The sequence below is a fragment of the Armatimonadota bacterium genome, assembly GCA_031081585.1.
GTDB classification, from domain to species: Bacteria; Sysuimicrobiota; Sysuimicrobiia; order Sysuimicrobiales; family Humicultoraceae; genus Geohabitans; species Geohabitans tengchongensis.
In genome coordinates this window covers 34,508-47,447 of record JAVHLY010000024.1, presented here as the reverse complement: position 1 = coordinate 47,447, position 12,940 = coordinate 34,508, and the positions used below count along the sequence as shown (strand labels likewise).

The window sequence follows — 12,940 nt, the reverse complement described above, 5'->3', positions numbered from 1 at the left end:
GCTAGACGACGGGACACGGGGCGGGCGGCAGGACGCCCGACCTCCGGCCGCTACCGGGTTCCTGCCAGTCGCTCGAGGATCCGCCCCAGCCGCTCGATCTCCTCGCCGTACCCCTGGAAGTCCCCCGCGGCCAGCCGCTGACGCGCGCGCCGGTAGACCTCCAGCGCCTCCCGGGCGAGCCGCTCCCGCTCCGCCGCCGTCCCCGGCCCTGCGGAGCCTGGCGGCCCCGGGGCAGCCGGGCCCCGAACGGGCGGGCCCGGAGCCGGTGGGCCCGTCGCGGCGCCCGGCGGCGCCGGGCGCCCGCCCACGACCGCGGCCAGGGCGGCCTCCAGGGTCTCCGCCATCTGGATGCGCGGCCCCGTGGCCACGATCACCCGCTTCAGCTCGGGGAGCTGGCTGCGCGTCGCCTGCAGGAAGAGGGGTTCGACGTAGAGCAGCCCCTGCTCGATGGGGATGACCAGCAGGTTGCCGCGGATGACCCGCGACCCCTCCTGGTTCCACAGCGTGATCTGCTGGGAGATGTGCGGGTCCTGGTTGATGCGCGACTCCACCTGCATGGGGCCGAAGACGATCGACTGCTTGGGGAAACGGTAGACCAGGATCTCTCCGTAGTGCGGGGGGTCGTTGCGCGCCGCCATCCACCCCACCAGGTTGTCCCGGTTGGCCGGCGTGAACGGCAGGATGAGGACGAACTCCGGCCGCGCCCGCGGGTCGGGATCGACGCGGATCGTCACGTAGTACGGCTCCACCGGGACCGTCTCGTCGCCGAAGACCTCGTTGGGGATCGCCCAGATGTCCTCCCGGTTGTAGAAGACCCGCGGGTCGCGCATGTGGAAGGTGCTGTAGACGCGCGCCTGGACCTCGAAGAGGTCGACGGGGTAGCGGAAGTGGGCGGCGATGGCGGGCGGGACGGCGCCGGCCGGCTTGAAGAGCTCGGGGAAGACGCCGGCGAAGGCCTGCGCCACCGGGTCCGTGGGGTCGACCAGGTAGAAGTCCACCGTGCCGTGGTAGGCGTCCACCACCACCTTCACCGAGTTGCGGATGTAGTTGATCCCCCCGAGCGGCGTGCTGTAAGGGTAGCGGCTCGAGGTGGTGTAGGCGTCCACGATCCAGTAGAGGCGGCCGTCGGCCAGCACCAGGTACGGGTCGCGGTCGTAGCGCAGGAAGGGGGCGATGCGCTCCAGCCGCGTGCGGACGGTACGGGCGAAGAGGATGCGGCTCTGGGGGCCGATGTCGCCGGAGAGGGCCAGCTTCAGGTCGGCGAAGCGGTAGGCGAAGGCCAGCCGGCGCAGCCAGGAGAGACGGATGCCGCCCCGCCCGCCGTAGGTGGTGTAGACGTTCTCGTCCCCGCGCGGGTAGTCGAACTCTTGCACCCGGGTGTTCACGATGACGTAGCGGTCGGTGCGCTCGCCGAAGTAGAGGCGCGGCTCGCGCACCGCCAGCTCCGGCAGGCCCCGCGGCGGGATGTCCCGCAGCCAGAACTCCGGCATCCCCTCCTCGGAGATGCGGTTCACCGGGCTCATCACCAGGCCGAAGCCGTGGGTGAAGACCAGGTGTTCGTTCACCCAGGAGCGGGCCGGGGCGGTGAGGCGCTCGATGTCCAGCTCCCGCGCGGAGAGCATCACCTGCCGTTGGGCTCCCTCCACCCGGTAGCGGTCGATGTCCACGTCGAGGAAGGTGTAGTACTGCCGCAGTGACTGGAGCTGCCGGTAGGCCTGCAGCAGCGGCCGGTAGTCCCACAGGCGCACGTTCTCCACCGTGTCGTGGTGACGCTGCAGGTCCGCGGCGGTGACGGCCCCGCCGGGGAAGTCCACCTCGCGCACGCGGGTGAGGCCGAAGCCCGCCAGCGTCCCCTGGATGCCGCGGCGGATGTAGGGGGCCTCCAGGGTCAGCTCGCTCGGCTTGACCCGGAAGGTCTGCACGAACCCGGGCAGCACCCGCAGCCCCACGAACCAGGCCGCCAGGGTGAGCAGCAGCACCCCGGCGGCGAAGCGCAGGGTGCGCAGGCGCACGTTGGCCAGCAGCAGGAGCCCGGCCACCAGGAAGAGGACCGCCAGCACCCGCAGGGCCGGCAGGACCACGTGGACGTCGGTGTAGCCCGCCCCCGCCACGATCCCGCCCGGGGCGTAGACGAGGGCGAAGCTGTCGAGCCAGAAGCCCCAGCCGCGGACCAGCAGGAGCAGGCCGAGTAGCAGCGAGAGGTGGACGCGGACGCGCGGCGGGGGCGGCCAGGCGCCTCGCACCGCCGCCGGCGCGAGCTGCAGCAGGTAGCCCGCCCCCACCGCGATGAGTGTCACCACGAGCCAGGCGAAGAGGAACTGGGCGACCCACTGGTAGACGGGGAGGCGGAAGACGAAGAACCCGGCGTCGATGCCGAAGAGCGGGTCGGGCACGCCGAAGGGCCGGGCGTGCACGAACTGCTGGAACATCGGCCACCGCTCCGAGGCCCCCAGCCCTGCCACGAAGGCCAGTGCCGCCAGCCCCAGCGTGACCCAGCGCGGCAACAGGGTGGGCGCGCGGCGGCGGCGGAAGCCGCGGGGCGTCCGCACCATATCGACGACCTCGCCGGCCGGCGGGCGCCGTAGCAGCGGCAGGGCGTTCAGGGAGAGCAGCAGGAAGAGCACGCCACCCACCACGAGGGTGACACCGATGCGGGAGAGGAGCGGCACCCAGAAGACGCGGCGGTAGCCCACCTCGCCGAACCACAGCCAGTCGGTGTACCAGCGCGCCAGGGTGGGGGCGAGGATGAAGAGGACGACGACCAGCGCGACCAGCAGCACCCGCCACAGCCAGGTCATGGTGGACTCCTCTTCGCGCCACGGCTCCCCGCCCCCTGGGTGGGGACCATGCGGGACCGCCCGTAGGCTACAATATGCGTGATGGCCATGGTGACGCTCGACCGCGACCAGGTCGTGGAGGTCCTCAAGACCGTCTACGACCCGGAGATCCCCGTGAACATCTGGGACCTGGGACTGGTCTACGACCTGACGGTGACCGACGCGGCCGTGGCCATCAAGATGACCCTCACCGCGCTGGGCTGCCCCATCGGCCCGGCCATCGCCGCCGAGATCGAGGAGAAGGTCAAGGCCCTCGGCGCCCAGACCGTGACGGTGGACTTCGTCTGGTCCCCGCCCTGGACGCCCGACCGGCTCACCCAGGAGGGCCGGGAGATGCTCCAGGCGATGGGGTACCCGGTGTAGTCGCGCGCCGCATCGGCGCGCGACCTCGCCTGACCCACTCCATGCCCCTCCCCACCGCGTACCCCACGAGCCCGATCACGGGCGTCACCGGCGCCAGCACCCCGACCGGCACCATCGCCACCAGGCTCAGGTAGAACCGGAACCCGTGCCCCAGGTCCGGGAGGTACCAGGGGAAGCGGAAGCCCCACAGCACCCAGAAGTGCAGGGCGTGGAGCAGGACGACCCAGGCGACGAGGTAGGCGGCGGTGAGCCCCGCCACCGCTCCCGTGGCCGCCCCGCGCCGCCGGGCGGCCCACCCGGCCACGAAGGCGGCGGCGGCCAGCGCCAGGGCCGCCTCGCGGGCACGCTCGTCGAAGAACGGCCGCAACAGGTCCTCCCGGTTGATGACGCTCAGCGAGAAGGTGTACCCGCGGCCGACGTACAGCCCCAGCGCCACGACGAAGAAGACGGCGGCTCCGGCCGCCGCCGGCAGCAGGTCTCGTCGCGGGCGGTAGGCCAGCAGCCCCGCCAGCGGCACGAGCCCCAGGACGAGGGCTCCCGGCAGGCGTGACCGGCGCTCGCGCCCAAGCCCCCGCTCGCGCCACTCCGACATCTGCCGGGCCAGGTCGTCGGCGGCGGCCATGAGCGCCTCCTCGGGGGTGGCCGTCCCCAGCGGCGTGGTGAAGACGGGCGCGTGCCGGCGCAGCGCCACCTGCGCGTAGACCCCGAAGATGGCCGCCTGCTGCTGCCCCCACCGCCGGTCCAGCCCCTCCGGCATCGCCGTGAAGGCCTCGATGAGCGGGCGGCCCACGCTGTGGCTGGGGATGGGCAGGCCCAGCAGGGCGGCCAGCGTGGGGGCGAGGTCTGCGTGGCGCGCCTCGAACCCTTCCCCCGCCGCCACCCCGGGGCCGGCCAGCAGGAGCGGCACCGCCCGGACGACCTCCTCGGCGCCGCCGTGCCCCCCGCGGTCCAGGTGGCCGTGGTCCGCGGTCAGCAGCACGGCCGTGGTGGCGAGGTCCACTCGAGCGAGCAGCCGCCCCAGCTCCTCGTCCAGCACGCGCACCGTGTCGGCGTAGGGCTGGCTGCGCACGCCGTAGCCATGCGCCATCAGGTCCGGGGCCGGGAAGTGGAGGAGGATGAGGGCGGCCGTGCCCTCGCGCAGGAAGCGCTCGCCGGCGCGGGCCACCGCGATGGTGGTCTGGTGGATGGCGGCCAGGTCGGTCAGGGGTGGGTCGGGGACCGCCACGACCTCGTCCAGGTCACCGCCGAAGAGCTGGCGCCACCCGGGGTGCCCGGCGGCGGCCGTGCGGTGCCCGGCGCGCCGGGCGGCGGCGAAGAGCGAATCCACGCGCACGGGGCCGCGGTGCCAGTTCGTCGTCACCCCGCTGATCTCCGGTGGGGCACCGGTGGCGATGGCCGTCCACCCGGGGTACGAGAGCGTCGGCGGCGTGGCCCAGGCCCTCCCCAGCGCGGCGCGGGTCTGGAACCGCTCGCGCACGGCCATGCCGGCGAAGGTGTCGACACGCAGGCCGTCCGCGACGATGAGGAGCGCCCGCCGCGCCGGGCCGGGGCCGCCCGGCGCGGGCGGGAGCGGAGCAGCGAACGGCGTGCGGTACTCGACGACCGCATTCCAGGTCCGCACGGCCAGGGCCCGCGCGCCGAGCCCGGCCAGCACCAGCATGAGCGCAAGGAGGAGGACGGCGAGCGGGCGGCCCACCCGCAGGCGCATCGGGCTCATCCCCGGAACCATTCGGGCCGTCGGGTCGTTCCCCTTGCCGGCGGTCGGTCCGAGCGGCAGGGAGCGGCAACCTCGCCGGCGGATAGAATGACGGCGTGACCCGCAAACACCGCGCCCGCGCCCGTCCCCGCCAGCCGGCCGGCCGGCGGCGGGGCTACCTCCCCTGGCTTGTCGCCGCGGTGGTGGCGGCCGCCTTCATCCTCATGGTGGCGGCCCTGGCCCGCCAGCCGCGCCTGCCTCGCGTGGGGGATCACTGGCACGCCCGCTTCACCCTGGAAGTGTGCGGGACGGTGCAACCGCCGTTCCCGCCCTCTCCGGGCGACGTCCACACGCACGGCGACGGGGTGATCCACATTCACCCGAGCACGCGCGAGACCAGCGGTCGGGCGGCGTCGCTTGGCGCGTTCTTCCGCAGCGTCGGCATGCGCCTCACCCCTTCCACGCTCTCCTTGCCCGACGGGCGGACCTTGCGGGACGGGGAGCGCTGCCCCGACGGGCGGCAGGCGCACCTGCGCGTCCTGGTGAACGGCCGGGAGGTCCGCGACCCCCTCGCCTACGTGCCGCAGGACCGCGACCAGGTCCGCGTCGTCTATGGGCCGTGAGGGCCCCGCGCCGCGGGGAGCCTGCCTCACTGCGCGTGTACTGCCTCATCCACTGAGGTCATACAGCGCGTTGACGGGCGCAGAGCGGCTTCGCTAGCTAGGCTGTGGCAGTCGCCCTGGGTTGCCAGATGGCTCAGGGGAAAGGAGGTGAGGCCGCGGATGGATCCCGTGACCCCGGCCCACCTGAGGAGGACAGCGGGGTAGGTCCCCCTCGGGGTGTGCACGCCCAGCGTCCTGGCTCGTGGGCCGGGGCGCTTTTCTGTTGGGCGGTGGTTCGCGCGGCCCGTCTGGACGAACCCGTCTTAACGAAGAGGAAACAGGGCAGGTCAGGTCGTAGAGAAAGCGGCGTTCGTCGTCGAGCCGTCGCCGCGTTCGACCCGAGCAACCGTCGTGGCGCTCATCCTGGCGTTCCTGGCCATCCTCTTCCTCCTCCCGGCGGGCCCGGCCGGCGGGCAGCCCCGTGGAGACGACCCCGCCCGCCTGCTGGACATCGGCTGGACTCTTCAGGAGAGCGCAGTGAAGATCGTGGTCCACCTGGACCGGCCGGTCCGCTTCCGCACGGTGAATGCCGCTGACCGGCTTCTGGTCGACCTCTGGCCGGTGGAGGCGGACCGCCCCCGGGTCGTCCCGGTGCGCACGGGGGTGGTGGGGGACGTCTGGCAGGAGACGCTGGACAGCCGCATCGTGCGGATGAGCATCGGGCTGCGGCGGGCCGCCCGCTACAAGTTCTTCACCCGGGCCGAGCCCTACAAGCTGGCCGTCATCCTGGTCCCCGTCTGGCAGGCCACCACGCCACTCCCGGCCAGCGTGGCCTACCGGAAACTGCGGGTGGAGACGGGGCGCGGCTCGACGGCCGTCCACGCGGTCACGGTCGACCTGGGCGACCCGCGCATCGAGCTCCGTCCCGTCCTCGCCTCCGGGGTCATCCCCGGGCACGAGCCGACCGGCGCCGCCGCCACCCGCCACGACGCCATCGCCGCCATCAACGGCGGGTTCTTCACCGTCCCCACCGGCCAGCCGCTCGGGATGGTCGTCATCGACGGCAAGCTCCTCTCCACGCCGCTGCCGCGCCGCTCGGTCTTCGCCATCACCACCCAGGGGCGCCCGGTGATCCAGCCCTTCGAGTTCCGCGGGCGCCTGGAGACCGACACGGGGCGGCGCGCGCCCATCTCGGCGGTGAACCGGCCGCCGCGCTCCGGCGGGGTGGCCGTCTACACCCCCGAGTACGGGCCGCTCACGCCGGCGCACCGGCTGAGCGCCGTCGTGCGCGACGGTTACGTCGTGGGCTTCGCCTCCGGCCGCGTCCCCATCCCCGCCGACGGCTACGTCCTCTCCACCGCCGCCTGGGAGACGCACTACCTCACCGAGACCCTGCAGCGCCAGCAGCGCCTCCGCCTCGACCTGGCGGTGACGCCCGGGAGCATCGTCCACGCCCTCGGCGGGGGGCCGCGCCTGGTGAAGGACGGGGAGGTCTTCGTGCCCTACGAGTGGGAGTGGTTCCCCCGCAGCCTCGTCATGCGCCGCACCTCCCGGTCGGCGGTCGGCATCACGGCGGCGGGAAAGGTGGTCCTGGTCACGGTGGAAGGGCGCAACCGCGAGAACAGCGGCATGAACCTCTACGAGCTGGCCCGGTTCATGCGGGCGCTCGGCGCCGTGCAGGCCATGAACCTCGACGGGGGTGGCTCGTCGACGCTCGTCGTCGGCGGCCAGGTCGTGAACCGGGCGGAGCGGGAGCAGCGCGGCGTCGCCTCGATGCTGGTGGTCGTGCGCCGCCCCGGCGACTGACCCCCCGCCCTGGCGGCTGACCCCCCGCCCCGGCGGCTGAACCCCCGCGCGGGCCCGCCCCTCCCGCGCCGACCCTGCCCGACGCCTCCGGACCCCGCGTCCCCCCCACCGGCCTCCGCCCGTAGCATCCCCCGGAGGGCACCCTGCGCCCGCGACCTCGCCTGTGGTAAGACCGTTACACAGCCGCATGACGATGCTGGAGGGACCGGAGCGATGCCCCTGCTGCCTCCCCTGACGCGCGTGGAGGCCGTCGAGGCGATGGAGCGGCCCCAGCCGCTGGCGGCAATGGCCGCCTGCCTCGCCGACCTGGCCCGCCTCAACCGGCTGCTGGGGATGCGCCGCCTGGTGGTGCGCCTCCTCGGGCCGTTCCTGGCCCCCGGTGTGACGACGCTCACCCTGGCCGACGTGGCCACCGGGGGCGCCGACCTCCCCCGCGCCTTCGTCGCCTGGGGACGGGCGCGCGGGGTCGCCGTGCGCGTCCTTGCCCTCGACCGGCACCCTCTGATCGCTACCCTGGCGCAGGAGGCCACAGCCTCCTTCCCCGAGATCGCCGTGGTCGTCGGGGACGCACGGGCGCTCCCGCTGCCCGACGGCGCGGTGGACGTGGCCATCTGCACGAGTACCCTCCACCACTTCTCCCCGGATGCGGCGGTGGCGGTCCTGCGGGAACTCGACCGGGTGGGGCGGCGCGGCTTCATCGTCACCGACCTGGTCCGCGCGTGGGGCGCGTATGCCGGGGCCCGGGTCCTGGCCGCCACGGTTCAGCGGAGTCCCATCACCCGGGCGGACGGCCCGCTCTCGGTGCGGCGCGCCTACACGGTGCCCGAGGTGGAGGCCCTCTGTGCCCGTGCCGGTCTGCGGGAGGTCACCCTCAGACGCCACCCGCTCTTCCGCCTCTCGCTCGTGTGCCGTCGCCCCGACCCTGACGGCCGGCATCCGCGGCACGGCCGCGTCCGGGCGGCCACACCCCGTGACCGCTGCCGCTACACCGCCGATGAGCCCCGTCCAGCGCCCTGATGGCGTGGCCGGCCGCCGGGTCGAGGTCGTGGTGGTGGGCGGCGGACCGGCGGGGAGCGCCACCGCCCTCCTCCTGGCGCGCGCAGGCCGCGACGTCCTGCTCCTCGACGCCCGCCCCTTCCCGCGGCCCAAGCCGTGCGGCGACTACCTGAACCCGGTGGGCGCTCAGGCCCTGGCGCACCTGGGGCTGGACGGTGCCCTCGCCGACGTGTCCCGGCCGCTGCGCGGGATGGTGATCGTCTCCCCGGGAGGGCGGGAGGTCGCAGCGCCCTTCCAGGCCGGGCAGGGCCTCTCCGTGCCGCGGGACGCCCTCGATGCCGCGCTCCTCCAGGCCGCCTCCCGCGCCGGCGTCGAGGTGCGCACCGGCGTGCCGGTGATCGGCATCGATGGACACGGCGGGGCGCGGGCCGGTGTCCCCCGGCGAGGGACGTGGTGGGTCGAGACCCCGCGCGGACGCGTGGAGGCGCGCGTGCTCGTCGGCGCCGACGGGTGCCGGTCCCGCGTGGCGGCGGCCGCCGGCCTGGGGGGACCCGGACCGCGGCGGGGCCGCTTCGCCCTGGCCCTGCGCGTGCGGGGCCTGCGCACCCGGCCCGGCTACGCGGAGATGCACCTGGCGCACGATGCCTACTGTGGCGTCTCCGCGTTCCCCGACGGGTGGGCCAACGTCACCCCCGTGCTCGCGCCCCGCGGCCTTGATCGCAGGGTGCGCCACGACCCTGCGGCCCTCGACGCCGTGCTGGCGCGATTCCCCCGCCTCCACGCACGCCTGCGCCAGCCGGGCGTGGAGGTGGCTCCGGGGTGGCGTGCGGTGGGACCGCTGGGGTTCTGGCGCCGCCGGCCGGCCGGGCCGGGCGTCGTGCTGGTCGGCGATGCCGCCGCCTTCGTCGACCCCTTGACCGGGCAGGGGGTCACGCTCGCCCTCGCCGGCGCAGTGCGCGCCGCCCGGGTCATCGATGCCGCCCTGGCCGACGGCCTCGAGGGCCACCCTCAGGCCTTCGCCCCGTACGTCCGCTGGCACCGGCGGCGCTACGCCCTCCTCTCCGTCTTCCTGGGCGCCGTCGACGCCGTGGCGCTTCGCCCTGCGCTCATCGAGCCGGTCGTGGCGGCCTGGGCGCGCTGGCCGGCGCTGGCGTCGGCCTTCCTGGGGCTGATCGGCGGGAGGGCGGCGGGGCCTGCGACGGTGCACGATACCGGGATCGGCTGGCTGGCCGCATGCAGACGGAGAGCGTGATCGACATCGCCGCGCCCTGGGAGCGGGTGTTCGCCCTGGCCGCCGACGTGGAGCGGTGGCCGGAGCGCCTCCCGCACTACCGGTGGGTCCGGGTCCTGGGGCGCGATGGCCCGCGCACGGCCGTGGAGATGGCGGCGCGGCGCGGGCGCATCCCCGTGCGCTGGCGGGCGGTCCAGGAGGTACGGCCGGCGGAGCGGCGGATCCTCTTCACCCACACCGCCGGGCCGACCCGCGGCATGCGGGTGGAGTGGTCCTTCACGCCCACGGCCGGCGGGGTGCGCGTACGCGTGCGCCACGACCTGCGCTGGCCCCCGCCGCTGCACTGGGTGGCGCGGTGGGTGGTCGGCCGCGTCTTCATCACCCACGTGGCCGGCCGGACGCTGCGGCGCGTCAAGGCCCTGGCGGAGCTGACCGAAGCCCCGGGGCAGCCCGCGGGGGAGGGCGAGGGGTGACCCGTCGACGCGTCGTCATCACCGGCATCGGGGCGGTGACCCCGGTGGGCCACGGACGGGAGGGGCTGCTGGCGGCCATGCGCGAGGGGCGGTCGGGGATCGGCCCCATCACCCGTTTCGACGCCAGCGGCTTCGCCTCGCGTATCGCCGGCGAGGTGCGCGACTTCGACCCGCTGGCCTGGATGGACGCCCGCCGCGCCCGGCGACTGGACCGCTTCGCCCAGTTCGCCGTCGCCGCGGCCCGCCAGGCCGTGGAGGACGCCAACCTGCGGTGGGAGGCGGTGGACCGCGACCGCGCCGGCGTCTTCATCGGCGCGGCGCTGGGCGGGGCGGCCTTCGCGGAGGAGCAGCACGTCGCCTTCCTGCGCGAGGGGATCCGGCGGGTCAGGCCCACCCTGGCCCTGGCCGTCTTCAGCGGGTCGGCCTCCTGCAACGTGGCCATCGAGTTCGGGCTGACCGGCCCCACCAGCGCCAACTCCGACTCCTGCACCTCGGCGGCCATCGCCATCGGCGAGGCCTTCCGGGCCATCCGGGCCGGCGAGGCGGACCTCATCCTGGCCGGCGGGGTGGAGTGCCCGCTCACACCGCTCATCTTCGGTTCGTTCGACCTGCTGCGCGCCATGTCCACGCGCAACGATGCGCCCGCCGCGGCCTGCCGCCCCTTCGACGCCGGGCGGGACGGGTTCGTCATGGCGGAGGGTGCAGCGCTGCTGGTGCTGGAGGAGTACGGCCACGCCGTGCGCCGCGACGCCCCGCTCTACGCCGAGGTGCTGGGGTACGGGACCACCAACGACGCCTACCACATGACCGCCCCGCTGCCCTCGGGGGCGCAGGCGGCGCGGGCGATGCGGCTGGCCATGGCCGACGCCGGGATCGTCCCCGAGCAGGTGGGCTACGTGAACGCGCACGCCTCCGGCACGCCGCTCAACGACCCGGTGGAGACGGCGGCGATCAAGCAGGCGCTGGGTCCGTGGGCCTACCGGGTGCCGGTGAGCGGGACCAAGCCGATGCACGGCCACGCGCTGGGCGCCACTGGCGCCATCGAGGCGGCGCTGTGCGCGCTGGCCATCCGGGAGGCCTACCTGCCGCCCACCCTCAACCTGGACGTCCCCGACCCCGCCTGCGACCTCGACTACATCCCGCACGTCGGCCGCCCGGCGCGCGTGGACTACGTGCTGAGCAACTCCTTCGGGTTCGGGGGGATCAACGCCACGCTGGCCTTCGGGCGCCTGGACGGTTAGAGCCGCTCGCGGACCGCCGCGGCGGCCTCCTCCAGCTCCTGGCGGGTGGGGCGGGTCCGCGGCCAGGTGAAGCGCACCGCATCGCCGGCGAAGCGGGGCAGGACGTGGAGGTGGACGTGGAAGACCTCCTGCCCGGCCACCGCCCCGTCCGCCAGGAAGAGGTTGATCCCCTCGCAGCGCAGCCGGGAGCGGCGCAGCGCGCCGGCCAGCCGCTGGGCCGCCGCGAACATGGCCCCGCCGCTGGCCTCCGGCAGGTCTCCCAGCCCGGCCGCGTGGGTGCGGGGGACGACCAGCAGGTGGCCGGGGTTCACCGGGGCGATGTCCATGAAGGCCACGACGGCGTCGTCCTGGTAGACCAGCGCCGCCGGCAGCTCCCCGCGGATGATCCGGCAGAAGATGCACTCAGCCGCCATGCTCCACCTCCGCGCTACAGGGCGCGCACCGCGGGGGCCAGCAGGGCCATGAGCAGCACCACGACGACGATGACCAGCCCCCACAGCGCAAAGGTCCAGGGCAGCGTAATCGCCTCCGCTACCGCCCCGGCCGGCAGCGTCCCGAAAGCCATCATGCCGAAGGCCACCATGCTGAAGATCCCCATGGCCCGCCCGCGCGCGCCGGGCGGCACCGTGCGCTGGATCAGCGTGTTGGCCGTGGCCAGCGCCGCCGACTGGCTCACCCCCACCCCCACCAGCAGGGCGACGGAGAGGGGGAACGAGTGGGAGAGGCCGAAGAGCGCCACCAGCAGGCCCATCGCCCCGGCCGCGCCCAGCATCAGGCTCCCCGCCGGCAGGCGGCCCACGCTCCACCCGATGAGGACGGCGGCCAGCACCGTGCCCAGCCCCGGCGCGGCCTGCAGGATCCCCAGCCCGCGCGGCCCCACCTGCTGCACCTCGCGCGCCACCGTGGGCATGAGCCGGATATAGGGGCGGCCAAAGAAGCTCACCACGGCGACGAGCGCCAGCACGGTGAGCACCGTCCGCTGCCGCCACAGCAGCGCCAGCCCCTCCCGGATGTCCTCCCCGATGGGGACGCGCGTGGCGTCCGCGGCGGGCGGCACCCGCATGGCCAGCAGCGCCCACAGCACGGCCAGGTAGGAGGCGGCGTTGAGGGCGAAGGCGCCGTGGGTGCCCACCAGGCTGATGACCAGCCCGCCCAGCGCGGGCCCGAAGATGCCGGCGCCGTTGAAGGCCACGGAGTTCAGGCTGACCGCCTGGAGGAGGTCCGCCTCGCCGACGAGCGCCGGGGTCATGGACTGGCGCGCCGGCATGTCGAAGGCGTGGACGAAGGAGTTGAACGCCCCGATGACCAGCAGGTGCCAGACGCGGATGAGGTCGAGGTAGGTGAGGACCGCCAGCAGCGTCGCCGAGGCCATCGCCACCAGGTTGGTCAGGAGCAGCACCCGCCGCCGGTCGCCCCGGTCGGCCACGACGCCGCCCACGAAGGCGAAGAGGACGCGGGGGATCCCCTGGGCCAGCCCCAGGTAGCCCAGGTAGATCGGCGAGAGGGTGAGCTGGTCCACCAGGTAGCCGATGGCGGTGAACTGCATCCACGTCCCGGTGTTGGAGACGACCAGCCCGGTCCAGAGCAGCCGGTAGTTGCGGTGGCGCAGCGGGGCGAGCGTGCGGCCCGGCAGCCGGTCGACGGTGCGGGGGGCGGCCTCGGCCGGGACGAGGACGCCGTCGTCGGCCACGACGC

Annotated in this window: 11 protein-coding genes; 7 read left to right on the top strand and 4 right to left on the bottom strand. The window is 74.6% G+C overall.

What is annotated here, in order from left to right:
• Positions 1-50: 50 nt before the first annotated feature.
• On the bottom strand, positions 51-2,798 hold the full coding sequence (locus tag RB146_10335; protein ID MDQ7829372.1) for a UPF0182 family protein: 2,748 nt from the start codon (positions 2,796-2,798) through the stop codon (positions 51-53).
• A gap of 81 nt (positions 2,799-2,879) precedes the next feature.
• On the opposite strand from RB146_10335, the gene RB146_10330 reads away from it, so the two are divergent.
• Entirely contained in the window at positions 2,880-3,200 is a 321-nt protein-coding gene (locus tag RB146_10330; protein ID MDQ7829371.1) for an iron-sulfur cluster assembly protein, read from the top strand.
• Here RB146_10330 and RB146_10325 read toward each other — a convergent pair.
• Positions 3,151-4,917: an alkaline phosphatase family protein gene (locus RB146_10325; GenBank protein MDQ7829370.1), complete on the bottom strand. Its 1,767-nt coding sequence runs from the start codon at positions 4,915-4,917 to the stop codon at positions 3,151-3,153. The two genes, RB146_10330 and RB146_10325, sit on opposite strands and share 50 nt — an antisense overlap.
• Before the next feature lie 95 nt (positions 4,918-5,012).
• Between RB146_10325 and RB146_10320 the strand changes: the two genes are divergently transcribed.
• From RB146_10320 to fabF, 6 genes are all read left to right on the top strand, one after another.
• Positions 5,013-5,519 carry a hypothetical protein gene (locus RB146_10320; protein ID MDQ7829369.1) on the top strand — a complete coding sequence of 169 codons (507 nt, stop codon included), beginning with the start codon at positions 5,013-5,015 and terminating at the stop codon, positions 5,517-5,519.
• A gap of 390 nt (positions 5,520-5,909) precedes the next feature.
• Complete coding sequence (locus RB146_10315; GenBank protein ID MDQ7829368.1) at positions 5,910-7,304, top strand: phosphodiester glycosidase family protein; 1,395 nt, start codon at positions 5,910-5,912, stop codon at positions 7,302-7,304.
• Positions 7,305-7,517: 213 nt separating this feature from the next.
• Entirely contained in the window at positions 7,518-8,321 is an 804-nt protein-coding gene (locus tag RB146_10310) for a methyltransferase domain-containing protein (protein MDQ7829367.1), read from the top strand.
• 4 nt (positions 8,322-8,325) lie between these two features.
• On the top strand, positions 8,326-9,552 hold the full coding sequence (locus tag RB146_10305; protein ID MDQ7829366.1) for an NAD(P)/FAD-dependent oxidoreductase: 1,227 nt from the start codon (positions 8,326-8,328) through the stop codon (positions 9,550-9,552).
• Complete coding sequence (locus RB146_10300) at positions 9,534-10,004, top strand: SRPBCC family protein (GenBank protein ID MDQ7829365.1); 471 nt, start codon at positions 9,534-9,536, stop codon at positions 10,002-10,004. Before RB146_10305 ends, RB146_10300 begins: the two co-directional genes overlap by 19 nt.
• A complete protein-coding gene (gene fabF, locus RB146_10295) occupies positions 10,001-11,245 on the top strand; it encodes a beta-ketoacyl-ACP synthase II (GenBank protein MDQ7829364.1) in 1,245 nt (414 codons plus the stop codon). Before RB146_10300 ends, fabF begins: the two co-directional genes overlap by 4 nt.
• Here the strand turns inward: fabF and RB146_10290 are convergent.
• Together RB146_10290 and RB146_10285 are read right to left on the bottom strand one after the other, a co-directional pair.
• On the bottom strand, positions 11,242-11,658 hold the full coding sequence (locus RB146_10290) for an HIT family protein (protein MDQ7829363.1): 417 nt from the start codon (positions 11,656-11,658) through the stop codon (positions 11,242-11,244). The genes fabF and RB146_10290 overlap by 4 nt on opposite strands.
• Before the next feature lie 14 nt (positions 11,659-11,672).
• Entirely contained in the window at positions 11,673-12,935 is a 1,263-nt protein-coding gene (locus tag RB146_10285) for an MFS transporter (protein MDQ7829362.1), read from the bottom strand.
• Between the last annotated feature and the right edge of the window lie 5 nt (positions 12,936-12,940).